This is a genomic window from Bacillus mycoides, from assembly GCF_001757995.1.
Classification (GTDB): Bacteria; Bacillota; Bacilli; order Bacillales; family Bacillaceae_G; genus Bacillus_A; species Bacillus_A mycoides_B.
In genome coordinates this window covers 1-23900 of record NZ_LXLV01000047.1, presented here as the reverse complement: position 1 = coordinate 23900, position 23900 = coordinate 1, and the positions used below count along the sequence as shown (strand labels likewise).

General features: G+C 34.7%; 19 protein-coding genes and 5 pseudogenes. 7 read left to right on the top strand and 17 right to left on the bottom strand.

The genetic code is table 11. The features are described 5' to 3' along the window. Nucleotides 1–78: pseudogene (locus BWGOE10_RS31715) on the bottom strand (IS6 family transposase); the annotation flags it as partial. A gap of 625 nt (nucleotides 79–703) precedes the next feature. Between BWGOE10_RS31715 and BWGOE10_RS16310 the strand changes: the two are divergent. After that, entirely contained in the window at nucleotides 704–1870 is a 1167-nt protein-coding gene (locus BWGOE10_RS16310; RefSeq protein ID WP_070168306.1) for a serine hydrolase domain-containing protein, read from the top strand. A gap of 93 nt (nucleotides 1871–1963) precedes the next feature. Further along, on the top strand, nucleotides 1964–4048 hold the full coding sequence (locus BWGOE10_RS16305) for a serine hydrolase domain-containing protein (protein ID WP_070144034.1): 2085 nt from the start codon (nucleotides 1964–1966) through the stop codon (nucleotides 4046–4048). 509 nt (nucleotides 4049–4557) lie between these two features. Here BWGOE10_RS16305 and BWGOE10_RS16300 read toward each other — a convergent pair. Next, nucleotides 4558–5727, bottom strand: a complete 1170-nt coding sequence (locus BWGOE10_RS16300) for a serine hydrolase domain-containing protein (RefSeq protein WP_070144035.1) — start codon at nucleotides 5725–5727, stop codon at nucleotides 4558–4560. Nucleotides 5728–6206: 479 nt separating this feature from the next. Here BWGOE10_RS16300 and BWGOE10_RS16295 point away from each other — a divergent pair, with 479 nt between their 5' ends. After that, entirely contained in the window at nucleotides 6207–6587 is a 381-nt protein-coding gene (locus BWGOE10_RS16295) for a Tn3 family transposase (protein WP_070144036.1), read from the top strand. Nucleotides 6588–6686: 99 nt separating this feature from the next. On the opposite strand, the gene BWGOE10_RS30230 is transcribed toward BWGOE10_RS16295, so the two are convergent. From BWGOE10_RS30230 to BWGOE10_RS16270, 5 genes and pseudogenes are all read right to left on the bottom strand, one after another. Further along, nucleotides 6687–7220, bottom strand: coding sequence for a DUF2247 family protein (locus tag BWGOE10_RS30230; RefSeq protein ID WP_236735981.1), 534 nt, complete (start codon nucleotides 7218–7220; stop codon nucleotides 6687–6689). Nucleotides 7221–7512: 292 nt separating this feature from the next. After that, nucleotides 7513–7707, bottom strand: a pseudogene (locus tag BWGOE10_RS16285) (hemolysin BL-binding protein); the annotation flags it as partial. 147 nt (nucleotides 7708–7854) lie between these two features. Beyond that, a complete protein-coding gene (locus tag BWGOE10_RS16280; protein ID WP_070144037.1) occupies nucleotides 7855–8268 on the bottom strand; it encodes a hypothetical protein in 414 nt (137 codons plus the stop codon). A gap of 63 nt (nucleotides 8269–8331) precedes the next feature. Continuing rightward, a complete protein-coding gene (locus BWGOE10_RS16275) occupies nucleotides 8332–8685 on the bottom strand; it encodes a hypothetical protein (RefSeq protein WP_070144038.1) in 354 nt (117 codons plus the stop codon). 62 nt (nucleotides 8686–8747) lie between these two features. Further along, on the bottom strand, nucleotides 8748–9263 hold the full coding sequence (locus BWGOE10_RS16270; protein WP_070144047.1) for a hypothetical protein: 516 nt from the start codon (nucleotides 9261–9263) through the stop codon (nucleotides 8748–8750). Between the two features lie 318 nt (nucleotides 9264–9581). Here BWGOE10_RS16270 and BWGOE10_RS16265 point away from each other — a divergent pair, with 318 nt between their 5' ends. Then, on the top strand, nucleotides 9582–9917 hold the full coding sequence (locus tag BWGOE10_RS16265; protein ID WP_002191906.1) for a PadR family transcriptional regulator: 336 nt from the start codon (nucleotides 9582–9584) through the stop codon (nucleotides 9915–9917). Continuing rightward, nucleotides 9904–10575 carry a hypothetical protein gene (locus BWGOE10_RS16260; RefSeq protein WP_070144039.1) on the top strand — a complete coding sequence of 224 codons (672 nt, stop codon included), beginning with the start codon at nucleotides 9904–9906 and terminating at the stop codon, nucleotides 10573–10575. Before BWGOE10_RS16265 ends, BWGOE10_RS16260 begins: the two co-directional genes overlap by 14 nt. 179 nt (nucleotides 10576–10754) lie before the next feature. On the opposite strand, the gene BWGOE10_RS16255 is transcribed toward BWGOE10_RS16260, so the two are convergent. From BWGOE10_RS16255 to BWGOE10_RS16245, 3 genes are all read right to left on the bottom strand, one after another. Further along, nucleotides 10755–10961 carry a helix-turn-helix transcriptional regulator gene (locus BWGOE10_RS16255; RefSeq protein WP_000651002.1) on the bottom strand — a complete coding sequence of 69 codons (207 nt, stop codon included), beginning with the start codon at nucleotides 10959–10961 and terminating at the stop codon, nucleotides 10755–10757. Between the two features lie 3 nt (nucleotides 10962–10964). Next, complete coding sequence (locus tag BWGOE10_RS16250; RefSeq protein WP_016127755.1) at nucleotides 10965–11270, bottom strand: DUF6442 family protein; 306 nt, start codon at nucleotides 11268–11270, stop codon at nucleotides 10965–10967. A gap of 498 nt (nucleotides 11271–11768) precedes the next feature. Continuing rightward, on the bottom strand, nucleotides 11769–13757 hold the full coding sequence (locus BWGOE10_RS16245) for an isopeptide-forming domain-containing fimbrial protein (RefSeq protein ID WP_070144040.1): 1989 nt from the start codon (nucleotides 13755–13757) through the stop codon (nucleotides 11769–11771). A 709-nt stretch (nucleotides 13758–14466) separates the two neighbouring features. Between BWGOE10_RS16245 and BWGOE10_RS16240 the strand changes: the two genes are divergently transcribed. Beyond that, nucleotides 14467–14817, top strand: a complete 351-nt coding sequence (locus BWGOE10_RS16240) for a PH domain-containing protein (RefSeq protein ID WP_070144041.1) — start codon at nucleotides 14467–14469, stop codon at nucleotides 14815–14817. Between the two features lie 290 nt (nucleotides 14818–15107). Here the strand turns inward: BWGOE10_RS16240 and BWGOE10_RS16235 are convergent, their stop codons facing one another. The 6 genes and pseudogenes from BWGOE10_RS16235 to BWGOE10_RS16215 all read right to left on the bottom strand — a co-directional run bounded on the left by BWGOE10_RS16235 (nucleotide 15108) and on the right by BWGOE10_RS16215 (nucleotide 23223). After that, complete coding sequence (locus BWGOE10_RS16235; RefSeq protein ID WP_070144042.1) at nucleotides 15108–16748, bottom strand: family 14 glycosylhydrolase; 1641 nt, start codon at nucleotides 16746–16748, stop codon at nucleotides 15108–15110. A 221-nt stretch (nucleotides 16749–16969) separates the two neighbouring features. Then, a pseudogene (locus BWGOE10_RS30220) lies at nucleotides 16970–17246 on the bottom strand (DDE-type integrase/transposase/recombinase); the annotation flags it as partial. Between the two features lie 92 nt (nucleotides 17247–17338). Continuing rightward, nucleotides 17339–17740 carry a hypothetical protein gene (locus BWGOE10_RS16230; protein ID WP_070144043.1) on the bottom strand — a complete coding sequence of 134 codons (402 nt, stop codon included), beginning with the start codon at nucleotides 17738–17740 and terminating at the stop codon, nucleotides 17339–17341. 392 nt (nucleotides 17741–18132) lie between these two features. Then, on the bottom strand, nucleotides 18133–21039 hold the full coding sequence (gene colA, locus BWGOE10_RS16225; protein WP_070144044.1) for a collagenase ColA: 2907 nt from the start codon (nucleotides 21037–21039) through the stop codon (nucleotides 18133–18135). 778 nt (nucleotides 21040–21817) lie between these two features. Further along, nucleotides 21818–22288: pseudogene (locus tag BWGOE10_RS16220) on the bottom strand (zinc dependent phospholipase C family protein); the annotation flags it as partial. 173 nt (nucleotides 22289–22461) lie between these two features. Continuing rightward, the gene (locus BWGOE10_RS16215) at nucleotides 22462–23223 is read right to left on the bottom strand and encodes a hypothetical protein (RefSeq protein ID WP_070144045.1); all 762 of its coding nucleotides are present in this window, start codon (nucleotides 23221–23223) and stop codon (nucleotides 22462–22464) included. A gap of 331 nt (nucleotides 23224–23554) precedes the next feature. Here BWGOE10_RS16215 and BWGOE10_RS32920 point away from each other — a divergent pair, with 331 nt between their 5' ends. Next, nucleotides 23555–23731: a hypothetical protein gene (locus BWGOE10_RS32920; RefSeq protein WP_171903120.1), complete on the top strand. Its 177-nt coding sequence runs from the start codon at nucleotides 23555–23557 to the stop codon at nucleotides 23729–23731. A 32-nt stretch (nucleotides 23732–23763) separates the two neighbouring features. Here the strand turns inward: BWGOE10_RS32920 and BWGOE10_RS16210 are convergent. Next, nucleotides 23764–23900, bottom strand: a pseudogene (locus BWGOE10_RS16210) (IS6 family transposase); the annotation flags it as partial.

Here is a 23900-nt window from a genome sequence, read left to right as displayed (position 1 = left end):
CCGTAGGTACCACCTTACTGTTAATAAGATTAGTTCAGGCTGATAATGCTTCCATTTGAACAAATTCTCCTTTTCCATACTGATCACACACCTTTTGTAGAGTAGTAATATCAGTATGTCCAAGTTTCAGAGATTTTTTGCACCAGAACCAAAACGCCATCCTTTCCTATGATTCTACAGAAAGAATAGCGTATTTTTTCATTTTAGGGGGTATTTTGTTTTATTAGCTTGATAGCGATGTGGTGAGACCACAATAAGTAGAAAATAATCTTTTATGATATAAATCGCTTTATATTCGCTTAATTCCCGTTTCTTCTTGATGAGAATTAATTGGCACATTTGAAACACAGAAGCTATTTTGAACGTAAGGGATTTGTAAGGAATAGGTAAGGAAAAAGAGATTTTCATTGTGTATGATCAAAATATAAAGAAGCATGAAAGGCGGAACAGATATGACTTATATATGAAAAACAAACCAGTTAATAAGAGTGTTTCATGGAAAATAAATAATTTCTTAGGTTAACATACATGTAAAAAGAGGGATTTACCGTTTGTTAGGACAGAATGGCGCTTGTAAAAATAATCATTATGAAGATGATTACGAATTCAATGTTGGCTTTTTGTCATCGGTAGAGATGATAGCTGTGTGGTTAGTATGAAATAGCAAGCACCTACAAATATGAATAGAGGAGAGAAATGCCCTATGAAAACACGTAGTCAAATTAAATTTGCAAGTCTTGCCCTTTTAATAGCTGGAAGTTCCCTGTTATATACAACGCCAGCCTCAATTGTAAAAGCAGAGTCCACTCAAAATGTATCTAGTTCGTTACAAACAAATACTCAACGAGATCGTACTTCCGTCAAGCAAGCAATGCGGGATACATTGCAACTTGGATACCCGGGGATACTTGCTAAAACTTCTGAGGGTGGAAAAACGTGGAGTTATGCAGCTGGGGTAGCGGATCTGAGCACCAAGAAACCAATGAAAACAGATTTTCGTTTTCGAATTGGCAGCGTGACAAAGACGTTCACTGCAACAGTTGTACTTCAATTAGCCGGAGAGAACCGCTTGAATCTAGACGATTCTATTGAAAAATGGTTGCCTGGTGTCATTCAAGGAAATGGATATGATGATAACCAGATTACTATCCGGCAATTATTGAACCACACAAGTGGTATCGCTGAATACACAAGGTCAAAGGATTTTAATATGATGGATACAAAAAAATCTTATACTGTTGAAGAATTAGTAAAGATGGGAATTTCGATGCCTCCAGATTTTGCTCCAGGAAAGAGCTGGTCTTATTCAAATACAGGATACGTATTACTAGGGATCCTTATTGAAAAAGTAACAGGGAACAGCTATGCGGAAGAGATTGAAAGTCGGATTATTGAACCGCTTGAATTGTCGAATACATTCTTACCTGGCAATTCAAGCGTGATTCCAGGCACCAAGCATGCCCGTGGATATATCCAACTAGATGGAGCAAGTGAGACAAAAGACGTTACTTATTATAACCCAAGTATGGGTAGCTCGGCTGGAGATATGATTTCTACTGCTGACGACTTAAACAAATTCTTCTCTTACTTACTTGGGGGTAAATTACTGAAAGAACAGCAACTAAAGCAAATGCTTACTACAGTTCCTACAGGAGAAGCTGAACTTGGTAGATATGGTCTTGGAATCTATGAAACTAAGCTTCCAAACGGTGTCTCAATATGGGGACATGGAGGCAGCATTCCAGGGTTTGTTACTTTTGCTGGAGGCACACATGGAGGCGAGCATACATTGACCGTCAATTTGAACAGCCTTAAAGCTGATAGTCCTAATCCTTTTAAAAATATTTTACTTGCTGAATTTAGCAAGTAGGCAAAAGGAAAAACGGATAAATTTTGTCATATTTTTTATAGTTAAATAGATAAGTGATGAAATCGATCACTTATCTAAGGAGGCAATTTTCTCATGAAAAATAAATTATCTGGGGTATTAGCCGCTACATTGGCGCTAACGATGACCCTACCAACAGGGGCGATAGCGTCTTCTAGCAGTAAGACTCCGGTTGTAGCTAACCAAGAAGTTGCTAGCCAAGAACTGGAGAAGATTGCGGCAGAGAAGGCTGCGCTACTCACGAAGTCCTATGGGACGACTAGCGTGCAGTATGCGCTAATTGATAATGGCAAACTTACTTTGTCGGGTCAGACAGGCAAGAACGATATGGAAGAGAAACAGCGGCTGACCAAAGATACTATATACGGGATTGGTTCAGTCAGTAAAATGTATGCAGCAGCGGCTGTAATGAAATTGGTCGACGAAGGAAAAGTCGATTTGGATGCTCCTGTCGTCCACTATGTTCCTGATTTCAAGATGAAAGACGATCGGTATAAACGCATTACGCCGCGTATGCTGTTGAACCACTCCTCTGGCTTGCAAGGTTCCACGTTAAGTAATGCATTTTTATTTAACGATAATGATACCTATGCCCATGATGTCTTGTTGCGGCAATTGTCCAACCAGAGCTTGAAGGCGGACCCTGGCGCGTTCTCGGTATACTGCAACGACGGCTTTACGCTGGCCGAGATTTTGGTAGAAAGAGTCAGCGGTATGAGCTTTACCGAATTTCTACATCAACGGTTTACAGAACCCTTAAAGATGAATCATACGAAAACGCCGCAGGACAAATGGGAAGACGAAAAGCGGGCGGGACTTTATTTTCCGGCGTACCAAGGGCAGCTTCCCTTTGAATCGGTGAATGTGATTGGTTCGGGAGGGATCTCTTCCACGGCAGAAGATATGGTGCGATTCTCACAATTATTTATGGGACAGGGAAAAAGGATCCTCTCTGATAAGGCAGTCAAGGCGATGGAGCAAGAGGAATATAAAAAAGGAATGTGGCCGGGGGAGGGAGATAATAGTTTCAACTATGGCCTTGGCTGGGATAGTGTGAAACTATATCCATTTAGTGAATATGGGATAAAAGGCTTGGCTAAGGGCGGCGACACGGCACTGCAACATGCTATACTGGTCGTGCTTCCGGAACAGAAGATGGCAGCGGCTGTGTTGTCATCCGGCGGCCGAAGCTCTACAAATCAACTGCTGGCAACTGAATTGCTGCTCGCCGCGCTTAAAGAGAAGGGCACAATTAAGGACATCAAGCCAAACAAATCCTTTAGCAAGCCGGTCAAGGCCAAAATGCCTCAAGACGTGGCGAAGAAAGCGGGCTTTTACGGCAATAGCGAAAGTCATTTCAAAATAGAAATTACGAAGAATGGAGAACTGTTCTTACCATCTAATCGAGAAGAAAAATATGTATATACTGCGAATGGAAGCTTTATTAATGAGAAGGGTACTTCCAAGCTCAACTTCGTCACCGAGAAGAACGGAAGAACTTATTTGAAGGAGAGCACATATAAATCGACGCCAGGCTTAGGGCAAAATGTGATGACTCACTATTTAGCCGAGAAACTAGAAGACAATGTGCTATCGAAGAAAACCGCTGCCGCATGGGCGAAGCGGGAAGGCGTCAAGTTCTATCTCGTGAACGAGAAATTTAGTTCTATTGAATATCTCGTTCAACCGAAACTTCTTACCACACAAATTACTCGCAAGGAAGGCCTGGCGGGCTATTGGGACGGCAGAAAAATTACAGGTCCGAACACCGCGGTGCATCAGCTCCAGATCCCCGTGATGTATGGCCGTGATACGACGGAAACTCATTTCTATACAGAAGGCGGCATTGAATATATGGAGATGGCCGGATTGTTATACGTAAGTGGATCCAACGTAAAACCACTTGATGCAGGCCAATCATCCAAAGTTACGCTGCAAGCAAATGGGCATGCGAAATGGTTTACGATCCCGCAAGCGGCAGCAGGGAAAACGATGACCGTGGCGTTGCCATCGAAGAGTTCGTTCGCGGTGTATGATGAGAAGGGAGTATGCGTCAATTTTACCGTTGTGAACGGCAATAACAAAGTAACACTGCCGAAGAACGGAACGGTTGTATTTGCTGGACCGCCAAACTCAGAATTTGCAATCACGTTGAACTAGCTACAATTCAAGATAGACTTCAACAAAACCAGTATGACACAGAAGAGGTGTTTTGCTGGTTTTGTTTGTATTTACGTATGATCTTTACGAAGAGGCTTTCCATGAATAATATCACGCTCAAAATCTACAAGAACAGCTAGCATACCAGTTCTGGGCAATCATCTTTTGCCCCACTCATCTTCTCGGTGTAAATAAGTTCGCAGCCGGCATTATGATGTACAAGCCCTATACGATGCAGGAATTATCCGAGGTGTTTCGGCTACTAAGTTTAACCAACATGGCACACGCACACGTCAACAGGCTGCACTTATGTTAGAACGAACACTAGAATATCTAGGTGTAGAAAAAGAGTCAAATACAGGGCCCTACCACACATCCATCAACTTAAGAAGAATAAACGTCACCAAAACAAAAAAAGCCCCAAATTTTTCTTGAAAATAAGTTGGGGCTTTTGAACCAAAAAAGTATATTTTTAACTATGAAAACTACGATAAATTTTTCCTTTTTTCCTACTTGCTAAATTCAGCAAGTAAAATTTTTTTAAAAGGATTAGGACTGTCAGTTCTACCCAAACTATTCCAATTGACGACCAACGTATGCTTGCCTCCAAGTTTACCTCCAACAAGAGTAGTAAACCCTAGAATGCCACCTGTGTGTCCCCATATCGAGACACCGCTTGGAAGCTTAGTTTCATAGATTCCAAGACCATATCCATCGATTCCTTCTTTTCCTGTAGGAACTGTAGTAAGCATTTGTTTTAGTTGCTGTTCCTTCAGTAATTTGCCACCGAGCAAGTAAGAGAAGAATTTGTTTAAGTCGTCAGCAGTAGAAATCATATCTCCAGCAGAGCTACCTGCACTTGGGTTATAATAAGTAACGTCTTTTAGCTCACTTGCTCCGTCTGGTTGGACATATCCACGGGCATGGTTAGTGCCTGGAATAACACTTGAGTTGCCTGGTAGGAATGTATTCGACAATTCAAGTGGTTCAATAATCCGATTTTCAATCTCTTCCGCATAGCTGTTTCTGGTTACTTTTTCAATAAGAATGCCCAGTAATACGTATCCTGTGTTTGAATAAGACCAGCCATCTCCTGGGGCAAAGTCTGGAGGCAGAGAAACCCCCATCTTCACTAACTCTTCAGCCGTATACGATTTTTTTGTATCCGTAAAATCAGCGTCTTTTGACCTTGAGTATTCAGCGATACCACTTGTATGGTTCAATATCTGCCGGATAGTAATCTTGTTACCATCATATCCATTTCCTTGAATGACACCAGGCAACCAGTTTTCGATGTAGTCGTCTAGATTCAGGCGATTCTCTCCAGCTAATTGAAGTACAACTGTTGCGGTGAACGTCTTCGTCACACTCCCAATGCGAAAGCGAAAATCTGTTTTCATTGGTTTCTTAGTTCTCAGATCCGCTATTCCAGCGGCATACCTCCACGTTTTTCCACCCTCAGAAGTTTTAGCAAGTATCCCCGGGTATCCAAGTTGCAATGTATCCCGCATTGCTTGCTTGACGGAAGTATGATCTCGTTGAGTATTTGTTTGTAACGAACTAGATACATTTTGAGTGGGCTCTGCTTTTACAATTGAGGTTGGCGTTGTATATAACAGGGAACTTCCAGCTATTAAAAGGGCCAGACTTGCACATGTAATTTGACTACGTATTTTCATATGGCATTCCTCTCCTCTATTCATATTGTATAAGTGTTTGCTTACTGTTCCTTACTTCCTGACAAGACTTAGGGAAAGGCCCTCACGCATATAGATTAAAGCCCCAGTACAAAGGTATCTATTAATACCAACAATTTGAGCCAGTTAAATCTCCATCCCTTCTATAACAAAATTATTCAAAGGTATGAAAGCATATTATGTACCCTTAGTTATTGTTAGGATTAACACAACATGAGACATAACCCCAACCCATATTTTACTTTATTTATCCATAATATGTATTGAGAAAGAATGTAAATTCGAATCCTTTCCGTACCCCAACTATTGATCGTTTTTTTCACCTATTATAATTAGCTATTTAGAATTTCATAATAAAAAACTGTAAAAAAAATAACGAGTCCCTTAACGTACAGGAAGCGGTTGAAAAATATGTCTAAACGCACAATTTTCTTTTTTTGATAAGGTGACCCCTACAATTCATGTCTAATGAAGAATTACGACGTACCATTCAATCTGCAACAAATAAATCTGAAGCATTTAATGGATTTACAAAGTGGCTCTTTTTTGGGGGAGAAGGAATTATCTCTGAGAATGATCGTGAGAAACAGAAAAAAATTATTAAGTATAACCACTTAGTTGCTAACTGCCTTATTTTTTATAACGTATTTTCCATATCTAAACTACTTCACGAGTATGAAAAACAAAAAGGGGAATTTAATAAAGAATTGATTTCTTATTTAAGTCCCTATATGACAGCACATGTAAATCGATTTGGAAAGTATCATATTGATTCAAATCGAAAACCATCCGAACTACCATTTGACCTTTCATTTTCTTCAAAAAAAGTAGTTTTCACTTAAATAATGTATAATAAAAGCCGTAGGAGTATAATACCTACGGCTTTGTAAAAGGAATCTTGATTTACTATAAAATATCCTCTAAGGGTTTATTCTTACGATTTAAACCTCCTGTAAAGCTTTCTGTTCACTTTGTAAGAATGAATCTAGTTTATTTATCAGTCGTTTAATATTTTCACTTTTGGTATACTTACTTGGATCATAACCGTCATCCGGTTCTAAATAATAAATAAATCCTTTCATATCGTCTGGATAATTAAAATCACTATACAGGTTAGCTATATTCTCTAATAAAGCATCGTAATCGTTATTTTTTTCTCTCATAGACATTAAAATACAGTACTTCCATTTTCGTTCCTCAACATCACCATTCCAAGGTATTGCTAAATCCATTACTATGGTTTCTATTAATTCAATAGCTTTTTCTTTATCGCATTTTCCCCATGTAAGTTCTAATAATACATCATCGCTTACGTGGGGATTATCAATCAAATAATTTGCAGCATATGTATCTATTTCTTCAATGGATAAAAGGCCTAATTTTAATCCAGTTAGCAAAGTAGACCAACTATATTGTAGTCTATACGTTTTGAAAATTTTATAACTATACATTATATTTTCACTTCTTTCTTGCATTCGCTTTCCCTGTTACGCCAACTCCCTCAATAAACCTTCTGTGTGTAACACCTTTTTTAGGGTCAGGGTCAACAATCCATTCGAATACACCTTTTTTACCATTTAAAGAACCTTCTACCTGATAAAGCTGTCGCTTAATTCCGTCACCTCCAACTAAATCAAATTTCGATGCATAATTAACATAATTATCAATAATTTTATTAAATGCATGTAGTTCATCTATTTTTAATGCACTACCTGTACGAATGTTATCTAAAACAGGATTATTTATTTCTATGGTTTTTGGCTTATATTTAGCCGCCGCTTCTAGTGCCTTTCCTTTCTTTTCAAGGTCACCAATTTTCCCTACAACTTTACCAATTACAAGTGAAGTACCACCTGATACAACGGATAGTGTACCCCATCCATAATCTTCAGGTCCATATTTCCTACCTGTTGTTACATCTTCAACTTTGATAAGCTGTCCAACTTCTTTTCCTGTCCCAATCTTGATGTAATTACATGTATCTTCAGCAAACCCCAACCATAATAACTATCACTTTACCTTCCAATACTTTCAGATAATAAACTTTTTACTTAATACTAAACAAACGTAGGAATCAATAATTCCTACGTTTGTTAATAAAAATCCTTTTTACTTAATAATATCTTTTACATTTCCTATACGTATGTCACCATCATGATGATATTCAATAACATATCCCATATCTGGTGAATATATCCACATATCAAAACTAACAGCTGTAACATCATCTATTACTTTTAAAACTTGATGTAAATTTGTTTTAATTATTGGCACTCTAGCATTATCCCAAATAATATATACTGTTTGAGAATATATTCCAAAACAGTTTTGTAGATATACTTGTATTTCATCCTCATTATATAAATCACCATAGTTTTGAATGTTGGACCAATCTACTCTCCCCCATGATGTAATAGGAAATGCATTCCCAAAACTTTTTACTATCATTTTCCCTTGATTATTTTCTAAAATTTCAATGTCTTCGCCTAATGCTTCAATACATTCTTCCAACAATGTTGCCATTTTATCACCTACTTAATAAAAAACGTAGAAATTAATTATTTATATGTTTTTTATTATAGATACTTATCTTTCAATTTTTATATCCTTACACCATATTTCTAAGTTCATAGGAGGCATAATTATTTTACAGGTATATAATTTTAAACCTTCTTTTTCTATTTCACCAATTTCAATATCATGAAGAAAATACGGTAACTGTTCATGTGTAAAAGTTTTTATTGGTTTTTCTTTTACATATCCCATACTATGTTTAAAATCTATTTTATAGCAACCACTAAATTGAAGGGTGACATCATCATCCCCATCTTTAAAAATTAAAATCACTTCATCACCAAAATAATCACATGCTAATTTAGTAACCCAAGCATCCCAGTAATATAACTTATCAATTTTTTCTTGTATTCTCTGTACTTTCATTTTTTTACCTCAATTCTTACATTTTATATGGAATATGAGCATCTACTATTTATCTATGATTATTAAAGTGGCCCACCTTCAAAACCAATAGGCCATCCATCCTCTTTAAATTTTACTTTATACTGAAACTCAAAGTGACCATCAAAAATAAAAGCTAAACTAAACCCTGAAAATATATAATCATCAAAATTAACCATCTTTCCAAAGTATATTGTGGATAGATAGTAGTTCTTCATTTCTTGATTAGGGAAGAATTTCTGTAAATATTTTAATGCACGGCTTATATGTAGATGGAGTTCATCAAATATTTTTTCTGCCATTTCGATAATCTCCACATCGGGATTTTCATTATTCCCTTGAATAAAAATCTCCACATCTTCCCATTCTCCGATATTAATACTATAAAACCACCGTTCTTGAATGAGATACTTCTCATTTTCGTATACAGTGGGATTAACTAGGTTTAATTTTTTTACCTCATCTTTAGTTAACGGTTTATCAAGTATAAGCTTTTTATGCAAAATGTTTTTGATATTAGAGACAATATATTTAGATTTGTTTAATTCTAAAGAGTCCATTTTCCACCTCATAAATTATAAAATAAAGTACATTCCCCCTTAATTATATCATCATCCCTATTCAACTATCCTGCACCGTTAGTTCAATAAGAATTAAACAACTTTATTATCTCTTAACAGCAATTTTTAATTTGCTGACAACGTGGAGTAATACAAAACATAAATAGAAAAAATCCCTAACAATATCCAAAAGAATTGTTAGGGATTTTTTTAGTCTTTATTAAAAGACTAACAGGTGACTTGCAAAGCAAGTTACCTGGTGTTACACTCTAACTACATACTAACTTGCATAGCAATCTACTGAAAGGAGATGAGTCGATGCATAGCCAAATGCTAAAAGGTGTATTAGAAGGCTGTATTTTATATATCATCTCACAAGAAGAAGTATACGGTTATGAACTAAGTACCAAATTGAATCAATATGGCTTTACGTTTGTAAGTGAGGGCAGTATTTATCCACTTTTATTGCGTATGCAAAAAGAAAAGTTAATCGAAGGAACTTTGAAAACCTCTAATCTAGGACCTAAACGTAAGTATTATCATTTAACAAAGAAGGGATTAGAACAATTAGAGGTATTTAAGGAAAGTTGGGATATGGTATCAACAACTGTAAATCGGTTATTAGGAGGGGAAAAACAAAATGAAACCAGATGAAATGGCTAAAATGAATAATGAAAAAAGAGAGCTACTAACAGAAGAAAATGAACTAGCTTATGGAAATATGTTAGTGTATATTCGCTGTTCAAATGTTCCTGAAAGGCAATCAGAAGAACTATTATTGGAGATTTTAGACCACCTTCTTGAATCTCAAAAAGAAGGAAAAAATGCTTATGATGTATTTGGGGAGGATCTTCCAGCGTATTGTGACGAATTAATTGCTGCCCTACCTCAACAAACAATGTTTGAAAAATTTTCAACAATTGGTTTTATTATTAGTTTACTACTTGCTATTCAATTTGGAATAGATACGATATCTGCTGTAATAACTTCGTTTTTTCAAAAAAACTATCCAACTGAAGGTTTGTCATTTGATATTCTGGAAACCACACTATCTGTCATTATTCTTATTGGAGGTCTTTATATTATTTTATATGTAATGAAAGGATTCTCGTTTAAATTCATAATGAATTGGAAGAGCCGCATTATATTTGTATTATCAATTTCTATTCCATTTGGAATATCAGTATTATTACATATGCATTTTAAAAAACACCCTTATCTTTCTTATAACTTAAGTTTATGGCAAGGTGCCTTGATAGCTTTATTTTTCTATATTGTATATAAATTTTTATTTAAAGCATCAAGATTCTAATAACTTATTTAAAGAGCACATATATCGCTATTAAGCTAACAAAATTAAATTTTCTTAAAATGAAAAAATACGCTATTCTTTCGGTAGGCTCATAGGAAAGGATGGCGTATTTTTTGCTTTATGGATAATAAAAAATTAGATTGATAGGGATTTGTTTTGACTCCCAGTACACCAATTAATCAAAAATAAAATAATTCTTCAAATTTTTTATCTAGTGCTATACAAAGTACTAATGCTAACTTTGCAGTTGGACAAAATTGTCCTGTTTCAATAGAACTAATTGTTTGCCTAGATACTCCTACCATTTCAGCTAATTCTCCCTGTGATATTTTTTTCTCAGCTCTTGCTACTTTCAAACGATTTTGCAGTACTAATTCATCTTTCAATTATCATCCCTCCAGAAAGAAAGCTATGGCACTTGCAATTGTACTCATTATTGCTAAAATGCTTGCAATAAGAAATTTTTGTGCTTTCAATTTTTTAAACTTATAAAAGCTTGTACTAGCTATATAACCAGAAAAAATTGAAATTAATTCGTAACTTTTAATACCATGCATCAATTTCCAAGAACTAAAAAATAGGACTAAAACAAGCACAGCCATTAAACCGTAACTAGATGAATCTAATTCTATAAGTTCTTTACGTTCATCTCTCCCCATTTTTTTGTATTTTCTTAATATCTCCTCTTTTTGCATCATTAGTAACCACCCCTTATTAATTATATTTTTATTGTACAGTTTTATTATCATTATGACAAGTTAACTTGTCATAATGATAATAAAACTTGTCTTCAAGGTGCATAGTAATACAATTTGTATAGATATAAAATTTTCATTTTGGGGGTAATTAAGAATCTTAGCTTGATAGCGATGTGGCGCTATCAAGCTAAAAAAGCAAATACCCCAAAGCGAAAAAATGAGCTTTTTTGTTACAAGTTAGTACAAATTTTCGTTCTAGGATTATTATAAAATTCTTAAGTTGATGGAGATGAGCAAGAACCCATATAAAAAGAATTCTGGAATCCAGAACCCTACCGTTTAAAATATTTACTTTGCCCCTGTTACAGTAACACTAGTACTGGGCCTAGCTGCTAAAAAAAGATGGTTTCGATGCACCATCGAAACCATCTGCTTAAGCTCTAAGGTTTTTCTATGAAACCCTCCATTGTATAATGGGTATAGTTTAACTACTTCTTAGTTATTTTTTCTTTTACTTCTCACTAAGAACAGTAAACCAATTACAAGAAGTAATCCACCTGCATATGGTACTATTGAAAATTGACCACCCGTACTTGGTAATATTCTCATAGGATCTATTGTTTTTGTTGGATCTTTGACAATAACTTTGTCCCCGGTAGTTCCTGTACCCATCCCTTTATCTGTATCTTTGATTGGGTCAATTGCTGGCTTTTCAGCTGGTTTTTCTTGACCTATAACAATTGTTTTTGCTGGCTTGCTTTCTTTCTCACTTCCAGGTTTCTTCGCTACAGCGGTAATTTCATCACCTTTGGTTAATTTTGTTCCATCCGGAACATCTAACTTCCATTTTCCATCTTTATCTACAGTTGTTTTACCAATCGCTTTTCCTGTTGGATCTTTGACAATAATTTTGTCTCCAGGAGTTCCTTTACCCGTAATCTCTTTATCTGTATCTTTGATTGGATCAATTACTGGCTTGTCAGCTGGTTTTTCTGGCCCCACGGATACGTCAGTTTTCGGCGTTTGTATTGATATACCTTCTCCTGTTACTTCCGCTGTATTCGTAATCGTTTTTCCAAATTGACCTGACTTGATTTTCGCGTGAAATACCACTGTATGCCACTCAGTATCTGTCACATTTCCCAGTGTTCCAGTTACTTTTCCTGTTTCAAATTGACCTTTGTCTGTGTCGGCTGCATCTGTTACAGCTTTTCCATCTACTTGTAATGTACCTGATACATATTCCAATCCTTCTGGTAATGTATCCTCAATTACTAGATTTTGTACTAGGCTATCGGAAACCGTATTACGTGTTTTGATCGTATACTCGATTTCATCGCCTACTTCTGTATTTTTATTTTGGAGGTTTTTCGCTATTTTTTCCGATTCTAATTTTGAATCTCTTGGGGTAACATCATTAACAACTTTGTTCGTTTCAGTTTGTTTTTGTTGTTTTACTAATAAATCTTGATATTGTATCTGCGCCTTATTCGTTATTGTTTTACCAATATTACTTAATTTAACTTTCACCTTAAATTGTACGGTAAATCCTTCTGGCGTATCTTTTATGTAAGGTAAATTTCCTAATTTAACAGTAACTTTATTATTTTGGAAATCTCCTTCATCACCATCTATCGCATCCGTTATACCTGTTGTAGTTCCATTTTTCGTCACTTTGATTGACCCCGGAACATATTCCGTTCCATCAGGAATCGTATCTATGAAAACAGAGTCAGAAGCAATGTCACCACCATAGTTTTTGGCATTCACTTTATATGTTAATTCATCTCCTAAATATACGGATCCGTCTTTATCAACAGATTTGGTCGCTGAGACACAAGGTCCTGAACCAAGAAAAATATCATCTAAGAAATTCCCTATCCCTATGTCCCCACCGGCAGCAGACACAGACTCAAAACCAAATCGTGTTACCGTTTGTTTTGGTGGAACAATGTATGTTCCCTCATAGTGTCCCCATGTTTCGTTTCCATCAGTCATTTGTTGCACTTCTAGAGTCTCTAGAGGATTTGCAGTCACTGCACCAATTCGAAGTCTCATAGTGTCAGCCCCTAGCCTTCCCTTATGCGCTAGTCTCCAATGTATTGTTTGTCCAGGTGTTGTCTCTACATCTTGATACAGCATTCCAACGCTTGATGCATTTAATTCTGCATGTTGATTTCCAGATGCTGGATTCTGATCTCTCCAAATCTCTATTTCACCGTTTACATCCGTAGTATTCCATCCCGGTACATCTTTAGCATCAAAAAATGAAACTGGTTCTCCTGCAGTTGGAGTTTCAAAATCACCATTAATTAACACTACTTGCTTCTGTTGCTGTGAGCATATACCTGATGTATTAGTATTATCCTCAGCTTTCACTTTTAGCATCGGCAAACCGCTAGAAAACATACCGCTAAATGCTAATAAAAACATCATGAAGAATACTACAATTTGTTTAAAACGTCCCCTAGTTTTTTTGCACAATAGGCTCCTCCGCGTCATTTTATCGCCCCGTTTCTTGAAATCATTTAAACTGCGACATTAATCGCATACATTCCCTCATTTCGGAAAGATAGTTCAAATCAAACTTTTCTCTTCACAAAATAATAATTCTTAACATGTCAATTTGATTAAATAAAATACAATAGTTAAAGACATTTAGAGTCGTATGATTAAAGTAGAAGATAAACAAATATGTAATTCTTATAAACTTTATCAATAACAATCTTCACTTTAAGAATTTTAGGTTAAATTATTTTTTGAACAGAATACTACACCTCTAATTAAAAATAACAAACTTGAAAACTGTGTCTATCTTCACCAATAATTCTACAGTAAGGGGTTTCTTTGCATATATCTCTCCTTTTTTTACAAATTAATATTTTATTTAGGTATTAAAATAACCTAAATAAAATATATCACTTATACATAAAATGGATATTGAGAAATGTTAGGGATATTTAAGGGGTACGGCAACGATTCCTTCTTTTTAGAGCCACTTACAAAACTAAAACAAGAAGCTGTATCTAAAAGGTCATTTTTAACGATCTTTTAGGTACAGCTTCTTATGTAGGGGTAGTACCAGCCTAGCTGACACCACCCGTAAATTAATTACATATTAGAATAATCAATTTAAAATTCTATGAATTTTCCGATATAATTAATTCATATTAGATAATAAAGGAGTCCTACAATGCAAAATTTATTAGACCGAGCCAAGACAATAGTATCTTCCGATGAAAAAGTTTTAGATGTTTTACAAGGTTCTTTAGACGTTTTTGAATATCGGCATCCTGTACGTCCTGGAGTACTAGTTGCTACAAATAAAAGATTATTTTTTTACGGGCCTGATTTAGTTGGTGATGCATGGATTAATGAATATTTTTATGAAAACATATCAAAACTGAAAGAAAAAAAGAATTTATTTGGTGTATCCAGTATACTTTTTTGGAATAAAAATGAAAGAGTGGGCATCAGAAATATCCAAAGCAACAATCTTAGTGATTTTATACAGATAATTCAAAATAAAATAACCAAAGACTAAACAGACCCTATGAGGGGTACCGCCACATCGCTATCAACCTAATAAAAAGAAATGCCCCCTAAAATGAAAAAATACGTTATTCTTTCTGTAGAATCATAGGAAAGGATGGCGTTTTTTATGTCTGTTTCTGTGTCTGACGAATTACAACTATTTGCTCAAGAGATTCAAAGCTTTTTATCTCCAAATACCTTACTACTCTCATATTTTTGTGTATATTTTGACAGCATTCGAGGCTTGCACCAGAACCCTTTACCACTTATTAAAGGATCTTTTTTGTTTGCATAATATAATTACCACCAACTTATATGAGAGGTAGTCTTCAGTGGGACTGGATTCCAACTTTGTTGTATTGTTTGCCATGATTTGACCGTTCCATCTTTACTTTTAATAAATGCTTTAAATTCTATATTTCTTTCAGCTGGCAACACAACATTTCCTCTCCAATCATTACTATGAGAATCATAATATAGTTGAATTGGATACTGTTTCGTGTCCCAACTTCCTAATTCCGCACGATTGCCAGTAATATAAACAGTATCTCCTATTGTTGTAGGAGCATTTTTTACTACAATCGTTTGCATAACAGGAGTCACACCTAATAAATCCTTAAATTTCTCCATTAATGAATTGTTATACATTACATCTTGATACCGAAGTAACGTAAATCCAGCAAAATTATAATTAAAAGCCATTTCTGCAACTCTGTTATACTCTGCCTCATTTCCTAAACTTAAAGCATTTTCACCATTTAATACAATTCCCTTTTGATTAGCTAATGTTGCAATTTCTTGTACTAATGTTCTAGGCATTGAATATTCGGGATAACTACCTTTATCTATCATTTCTAGACAAGTAAATGTTACATCTAACTTTGCGCTTTTGAAAGCATCAAGTAAATGGCTATAATTATTATACCCTGCTGGCTTTTCTGCCCCGTGAGGTATAACCGGATTATTATATTGCCAATGTACTCCTGCAATCTTTGCACCGATTGGTACTTGAAGACTTGAATCAAAAGCATCGTGTGCCAATTCACCAATTAATTTTGTATGACTTTCTAAAACACCTTGATACCATTCTAAATAATCTTTTCCATATGAAGAGTTATATCCATTCTTTAGAAACAGTTCCTCATCACTTGGTGGTAAAATTTCTGAAACAGAAGTAAGTTTTGTACTCCACTCTTTGTTCACTTCATTTAAGGAATCATATTTATTTAATACCCAGGAACGGAATTTTGATTTTGCAAATTCTGTATAGGCTTGAAACTTTCCACGTGATGGATAACCGCTTCCATCAGCAGATGTGTAGGAAGGATATCTCAGCTCTCCAGCTGGTCCCCCAGATAAGTATATCTTTGCGATTACATCTTTATACGGTTTCATAGCTACTGCGAATGCCGTATATAGTTCACCATATTCCTTTTGAATTACATCGGAAGCAAGTGGATTCAATGTTTCTTTATTAACGGTTCCAGTTTCAGATTTAAAGTAAAGACTATCATCATTTTTTTGATTCCAAACCCATGAAGGAATTGGTGTATTACAATCATCGCCAACATTTCCACCACACTGATGTGTAGAAATAATAGGTATCATTTTCATACCTGCATTTCTTACTGATTGAGCAAAACGCTGTGCGTATGAAAAATCAAATTGCTGATCCCCGTTCTTTTCCATATCTCCCCACCAAAAATCAACAGTAATAGCATAAAAACCATTTTGTTTTGCCCACCTTAAATCATTTTCAAATGTCTCCCAATTTGTTACTTCCGGAATCTTTTTTAATGGTGCCATTAAGTAAGCTTTGTAATCCGGATTCATTCCTTTTCCATTTACAGCTGCAAAACTTGCTTGTGGAATTAATAGAGATACAAATAACATCAAGACAGATAAAATGACAATACCATAATATTGAAACTGTTTTTTCATCCCTTTTCTCCTTTTCCCTTTTTTAAATTTATAAAACACTTTTGTATCCGTTTTCATTATATATGAAAAACGCAATCGTTTGCATGAAAAATATTGCATAATATTAAACTAAAATAAACAAGCTAGATTAATTAACTTGTTTATTTTAAAATTCGATTACAGATTATTCGGTTCTGGTGCAAAAAATCTCTGAAATAAAATTCATTCCAACCATCTCAATACTTAACACGAAGATAATAAGCTGGATTCTTATCGACTGTTATAGCACGAGGCTTTGAAACACGAAAAGGCCGCAAAACTCTCTTGAAAAAGCGCTTTGCAGCCTTCTGGTTTCTTATTTTTCTTAGGAAAAATCGATTCTGTTTTCTTTCGAATCAACACCACGATATAAATATATTCATTACCCTTTTACTTTGATATATGTTTCATGGACTCTTCAAGAGTCATTGGTTTGAGGTGACGTCAGATTCGTTTATCCAATTCAGGACCATACTGATATGGTGACTCCAATCAGCTAATGAAAAAACTAAAATAGAATCATATTAAATAATAAAAAAGAACCCTTGTATAAGGATTCTTCTTTATTTTTATTACTTCCTAATCCATTTAGAGATAATAGGATAATGAAAATCTTTCCCTTGTAATACATATAAAATTCCTTTAAGAGGACCCAAAACTAATAAAATAGTTAGGATTATATATAATGGGGCTGCCCACAAAATAATAGACATATTATTTACACTTATATCGGATATAGAAAGTACTAAAGGTTTCATGATAAAAATATTCCAAATAAATGAGATAATCCAAGTCAATAGCTGATAAACGGATGTTTCAATAATAATTGTACGGACTTCTTTTGATTTGAACACGTAATAAAAAATGAATGGTATATAAAAAATCGTGATGCCTAAAAGAACAAGAATGATGAAAGATACGAAAGTAAGAAGATGCAGTATTAATTTTTGATTTTTATCTTGAGATAAATTCATTAGAACGCCTCCTATATGTAGATGGGGGATTTTCTTAAGACTATGGGCATTTTATTATAGCCACAACACTTGTTGCAAAAAAATGAATATATTGGAAAATGAATGCAGTCTATAACCCATTTTTACATGTATCTCAACTGAACCCTGAAGGATATGCTCTCTAAATTTATACATAAAATTAGAGAGCATAATCTTAGTCAGGAAGTCTGTTCAAGTACGACAAGTATTTTAATTGCAAAGCGAACATCCTTCTCACGGAGTTGTTCTGCTAACTGTAATAGCTAAATGGTATTTCAGCTAAACGATCCATTCTCTCTAAAAAAGAACAGAAGGGGCCTATAGTGATAGGCTCCTTCTAAAAAATAACCATTATATATACATTGGAAATAGATTTATTTTACTGATAATGAATATGTTCCCTTTTTATTTTCCCCGTCAAAAAATGCAACTAAGTAATACTTCCCAGGTTTCGCTTCAAATTTCCCTTTTATATTATTTCCATCCGCTTGGCCCGTAATAATAGGATTTTCTAGATCTGATTCGTGATATATATCCCATTGTATCCCAATTCCCTGTTCATCTATAAAAGAAGTATCTACTTCTTTTGGAGATGTGACATTGAACGTGTAAGCATACATCATATTAGGTTTATCCATATTTCCTTTGTAAAGCTTATTAAAACGAATTACCTTTGCGTTTTGATAGTTATGACCTGCTGGCTCATCCTGTTTTACGGTAACCGTTGTTTGTCCTCGGCCTACTTTTCCTTTATCATCTTTCACTGTTAGCTTGGCAGTATATGCCCCCTCTTTTCCATATACATGAGTAGGATTTGCTTCTGTACTTGTTGTACCATCTCCAAAATCCCAGAGATAAGAAACAATTTTTCCACCTGTGCTTTCTGTACCATCGCTATGAAACTCAACTTTTTCATTTAATATCTCATTGTACGGTCCATTCATGTTTACTTTAACAGTCTGTTTTTCTTCTTCTCCCGTTGCAACACCATGGAATACAACATCGTATTCAAATTGATTTTTCGCATTCACACGATGATTCACAAAATGTGCTGTAACTGTTTTGTAGCCGCTCCATTCTTTTTGCGATAACTGTTCTAAAGATTGATTGATTTGCTTGCTCATCGTTTTCCAATCCTCAGATTCTCCTTTTGTTACACCGCCTGTATATGTCCCTTCTAATGTAAACGTATCAAAAAATTGAGACTTATGCTTTGTAATCGTTGCATCTTTTATCTTTGCTACATCAGTAATGTCTTTCTTTACATCAGCTAGTGGCTTTGGTGAATGGGCAGCTAAATAATCATCTGATACTTGCGGAGTATTATATGTACCCTGATTATCAATTAACTGCTTCATATAGTCTTGGTATCCTTTATTTAAATTTGGATCCTTACTTAAAGCTTCACGATATGCATCATAATTCTTCACATCATTTGCACGAATGAAATCTTGAATCTTATCGAAAGTTTCAAATTGATGAGTATATAAGTAAGACTGCAGTGCAAAAGAATAATTATAAAAGTCCCATTTTTCGTCTCCTTCTCCTTCTCCATATTTTGAAAATAATGTTCGTTCTGCTGTATAACGTTTCGCAGGATCAGATGATAATCCACTAATTATACTTTTGCGCGGAACAACATTATTCGTACGAGTAGATCCCGCAAAAAATTCTGCATTTCCTTCTTCAAACCAAGTCAAACGTTGATCTTGATACATTTCTCCTTGTCCCCATGATCCTGGAACTTCGTATCTTCCCTGTAAATAGTGTGTAAATTCATGACGGAACAATTCTTCCAAACTATAACGACTTTGCTGCGGTGTACGCTCATATGTAAAGAACGTTCCGACTCCTTCAATATAAATTCCACCATTATTCGTGTCATAGCCATATAGTTGGCTATTTCGTTTATATTCATCTGGACTATTATAAATGACTATTGTCAGTACATCATCAGCTTTCCCTGCTTCTAACGCTGCATCGTTTCCAATTACACGATGATATTGTGCCTTTACTTCTTTAGCGGCCCAATATAGTCTCTTAACCTTTTCTTCCGTTACTTTATCTCCTGTTTTAAATACGATAGCACCGTCATCGAATGTATACGTTTTTGGTAAGTACTGCTGTTGGCCTTCTTCACGGATTTTCTTTAAATCTACTGTATTCCCGCTATAATCTTTTCCACCATAGTTTGTTGAAATTTGCTCTACGGCATTAAAATAAGCTTCACTTAAACGAGGGTACATATGCATTGCTTGTGTAAGTACTTCTAAAGGTTTATTTGAATTACTATGGAATTTCCCTAAACGACCAGTATAATAAATACCATTATTAATTAACCATTTATTTTCTGTTGTTACATCATTCAGAAGAGCCAGTCGACTGATTTCATTTATGAAACTATCAATTTTTCCATACCATATTGTTTCATCCGCTTTTTTCCCTGTACCCTGCAAGTAAGACTGTATATCATTATCAATCCCTTGAATAAGATTATACAAGGCGTCCCCTTTATTCCTATCACTTACATATGTAGAAATATTATCGTTATATTGTTTTAATATATTCCCTGCATATTGAACTGTTTCAGCATCACAAGAAGCAATTCTAATTAATTTACCGTATGCAGATACCACTGTATCCTGTTTATTTGTGCCAAGTTTAAAATTCGGATTTTTTGCAATTTCTTTTAATGCCGGTAAACATTTATCACGGAAGCTTCGCTCAGTTAAATAGTTTAACTCTTTATTATTAAAGCCTAAATAAAAACCGCAATACAATACTTCAACAAACGTCTCAATTCCTTTTGTATCATCTTTTGTAAATGTGCTCCCGCGGCGACCTAATTCGTCAATAATAACTTGTATTCGCTCTTTATTTTGATAAAACGCTTTTGTTTCTTGATTAAATTGAGATAAATCTGTAATTTGATTCCAACTAACATTTCCCAATGTATCTATTAATTCATCATTACTCATTCTATTCAGCTCTGCCACAGAATACTTTTGCTGAAATTGTTTTGCCGCTGCTCGTTTCACAACCGGAGCTGGACGTTGTGAAAAATCGTTCACTTTTAAACGTTCTTCATAAGACAATGTTTCGTCGGCTTTTGTAGAATGTGCAAGTTCATCTGTTGAAGTTTCTATCCCAATGGGTTTCTTTTGTAACACATTATAAGGTGTGTTTTCTTCCGCTGATACTTGTGTTTGAATACTTCCAAATGATAAGGCTACTGTACTAATACCGAGCATCATTTGAGTAAATTTTGATTTCTTGTTCATAACATTTCCTCCATTTATAAATTACATTTAAAAAACTAATTATTATCATAAAATATTTTAAAATGCAATATTTCTTTGGTATTTCTGTACACAGCGATACCATATCAAAAAAAGAAATTGATATGTTTAGACATAATTTGAACAAAAAAAGCACTCTAATGAGTATCGAATGAGTGCCTTTCTGTGGTTTATAATCTTATTTTTTAAATTAAAATTGAATATGCTAAATGATATACACTTTGTAAATAACTTGAGCCTACTGATTTAATACGACCAGGTTCATTGTAGTAATATAGATCAACTAGATCATATCTGTATGTGAATCTACCAGAGTAAGAATAGTCATCTCTATATGCTAGTGATAATGAAGCTGATCCTGATTGTCTGTTTTTACCTAGAAGTAAGAATTAATAAAATATCTACTGCGTAATCCTATGCTTCTCTTAATTTAGATTCATGCAACCTCTCTCTTTCTTTTATCATTTTTACAAGAATGCAAAAGATGAAATTATACTGTACATTGCTTATACTTTTTGAAATAAAATCACCTTCGATATGTACATTTTAGTTTAAATACATTTCAATTTACTTTCATAAATGTTACAAAAGTCTTTCATTGATTTAAAAGACTTTTAGATTTCTAAAATAGACTTATCAAACAAGACTTACACATCAAGATTCAGAGAGAAACAAAGAAGATGGGTGGGGGATGAAGCCCCCACTGTTAGAAATTTCACTGTATAACATAAATAACTTTTGTTATGTGTAAATGTATTTGTTATTTGTTATTCACGTACGTATCAAACCATAAATGAATATATCCAGCTGTAATACGCTGTGCTTCCATTAAACGTTTTCCTGTTACCGGTGTTACTTCAGCACGCCATTTGTCAGCAGCGTCTTGTGATACCGCTGCTTTTAGGAACCAACTTTTCGTATTATCATTAACAATTGATGGAAAATCAGCTTTTGCTGCTGATGCTGATGCATGAACCCACTCTTCTGGATTTACACTTTGCCAATTCCAATAGCCATTTCCATCCGTTACTTTATAATTGTCTTTCACTGTATCAACGAAGTTTTCATATTTTGAGTGGAAGCCAAATGGATGCGAAATGTTAGTAAAGTTTGCTGCATGCATTGGTTGGTTAACATCCCCTAAATAATGAAGTGATAATCCTAAATAAAAGAATGCATTTTTCAGATCTTTATTTTGATAAGCTTCACCAGCTAATTTAAAATACTTTGAATAGGAGCTGTTAAAGCAATTACAGAAGCTATAGCTAAAATTTTTCTTTTCATAAATATTCCTCCATTTGATATATAATTTAAATTTCTTTCATAGGATCTTCTCTTACCTTACTGAAAGACACATTTCATATTAATAAGTACAGTTATATAAATCTAAATGTAATAGATGCTCTATGGTAAGGGTACTAATTCATAACCAGATTGATATGGCGGCGTAGAACTTCCCCATAGTTTATCTTGATTTGAAAATGGTTGATCTGAAGTTTCCAGCTCGAAATACGTTGTAACTCCATACTCAGAATTTTGTGGATCTGCACTGTACCAATCACAAGGCCTTCCCATTTTATCTCTAAGATAATCAGTTTTACCTGTTATTAAATTGATTTCCTTTGCATTTTGTTCCCAAACTGTTAACGTGCTTTTTGATTGGTCGCTAAAATAAATCCAGCCGCGATTCCCTGCATTGACATATTTTTTAATTCCTCCTGCCTCAGCATTTGGCCCACCAATCCACATTGACATGGTAACTGGCGTATTATGTCTTATATATCCATCACTTTCTACCCCATCTGGAGTTTCAAAATTGATAGGTGTACCATAGTACTCATTACCTTTTGTATCCTTATGAGTCTCAGCAGTACCATAATAAGATTTATCTTTATACTGAATTACATAATGCCAACCCGCAAACTTCTCATAAGTTACTCCAAGTCTCTTCTGACCTATACCTGCATAAGCATCACGCCGAGGTTTACCATCCCAAATTTTACGTACCATTATATAATCTTTAGATGTCTGGACTGGATCCCCATAAATATCAAGTATACGGTTGTCCTCAGCTGCATAAGCAGAATTTGTAGGAAAAACAGTAACTATCAAACTAAATATTAGTGCTAAAAATGTAAATATAGACAGTTTTCTTTTCATAAACATACCTTAACTTCTCCTTATTTTCACTAATGGTTTTACTATCTGCGCGCATCGTCTACTAGTAGGTAAGCCTCATCCTAGCTAAAAAGTCTTTCATTTCTCTTTCATAAATGTTACAAAAGTCTTTCAGAGGTCTGAATTCTTTTCTGATGAAACTAATAAACCAAAAGAGAAACCTGCATGCTCATTGGCTTCATAGATCTTTCATTCAATAATACGGATATAAATATGCAATTTTGCATATCTTGATTTTTGAATATTATTGCGAACGCTTACTATAATGAAAGCATAAAGATGTACCACATCTAAACACCAAGAAAGAGGGGGGAATATTATGGGAATCACAGTGGCAGTTTTAAAATTTGTAGGTGGAGTACTTCCATTCGTTCAAGAACTTTTAAAAGGGATATCGCCACATCGCTATCAAGCTAAGATTTTGAAGTACACCCTAAATAAAAATTCTCTTTCTCTACAATTAGGGTTCTGGTGCAAATACTTAGGAAAGATATAAAGATGCGAAAAGTTTCCTAGTGAAATCTAGTCTTAAGCTGCAATTCCAAATAGTTGATGGATGAACTTCACTTGATTTTGGACAGACTTGTCCAATAAAACAAGTTGCCCTTTTTTCACCATATGCATAGCTTCTATTCCAGAAAGAATGGATGTAGCTGTGCGAAAGG

Bases quoted from the DNA above. Each gene is read 5' to 3' on its own strand.
- BWGOE10_RS16215 (WP_070144045.1), bottom strand. From the start codon at position 23,223: ATGTTTATGAAAAGAAAACTGTCTATATTTACATTTTTAGCACTAATA.
- BWGOE10_RS16250 (WP_016127755.1), bottom strand. From the start codon at position 11,270: ATGCAAAAAGAGGAGATATTAAGAAAATACAAAAAAATGGGGAGAGAT.
- BWGOE10_RS16275 (WP_070144038.1), bottom strand. From the start codon at position 8,685: ATGAAAGTACAGAGAATACAAGAAAAAATTGATAAGTTATATTACTGG.
- BWGOE10_RS16300 (WP_070144035.1), bottom strand. From the start codon at position 5,727: ATGAAAATACGTAGTCAAATTACATGTGCAAGTCTGGCCCTTTTAATA.
- BWGOE10_RS32920 (WP_171903120.1), top strand. From the start codon at position 23,555: ATGGGAATCACAGTGGCAGTTTTAAAATTTGTAGGTGGAGTACTTCCA.
- BWGOE10_RS16260 (WP_070144039.1), top strand. From the start codon at position 9,904: ATGAAACCAGATGAAATGGCTAAAATGAATAATGAAAAAAGAGAGCTA.
- BWGOE10_RS16295 (WP_070144036.1), top strand. From the start codon at position 6,207: ATGTCTAATGAAGAATTACGACGTACCATTCAATCTGCAACAAATAAA.
- BWGOE10_RS16305 (WP_070144034.1), top strand. From the start codon at position 1,964: ATGAAAAATAAATTATCTGGGGTATTAGCCGCTACATTGGCGCTAACG.
- BWGOE10_RS16235 (WP_070144042.1), bottom strand. From the start codon at position 16,748: ATGAAAAAACAGTTTCAATATTATGGTATTGTCATTTTATCTGTCTTG.
- BWGOE10_RS16270 (WP_070144047.1), bottom strand. From the start codon at position 9,263: ATGGACTCTTTAGAATTAAACAAATCTAAATATATTGTCTCTAATATC.
- BWGOE10_RS16280 (WP_070144037.1), bottom strand. From the start codon at position 8,268: ATGGCAACATTGTTGGAAGAATGTATTGAAGCATTAGGCGAAGACATT.
- BWGOE10_RS16240 (WP_070144041.1), top strand. From the start codon at position 14,467: ATGCAAAATTTATTAGACCGAGCCAAGACAATAGTATCTTCCGATGAA.
- colA (WP_070144044.1), bottom strand. From the start codon at position 21,039: ATGAACAAGAAATCAAAATTTACTCAAATGATGCTCGGTATTAGTACA.
- BWGOE10_RS30230 (WP_236735981.1), bottom strand. From the start codon at position 7,220: ATGCAAGAAAGAAGTGAAAATATAATGTATAGTTATAAAATTTTCAAA.
- BWGOE10_RS16265 (WP_002191906.1), top strand. From the start codon at position 9,582: ATGCATAGCCAAATGCTAAAAGGTGTATTAGAAGGCTGTATTTTATAT.
- BWGOE10_RS16230 (WP_070144043.1), bottom strand. From the start codon at position 17,740: ATGAATTTATCTCAAGATAAAAATCAAAAATTAATACTGCATCTTCTT.
- BWGOE10_RS16310 (WP_070168306.1), top strand. From the start codon at position 704: ATGAAAACACGTAGTCAAATTAAATTTGCAAGTCTTGCCCTTTTAATA.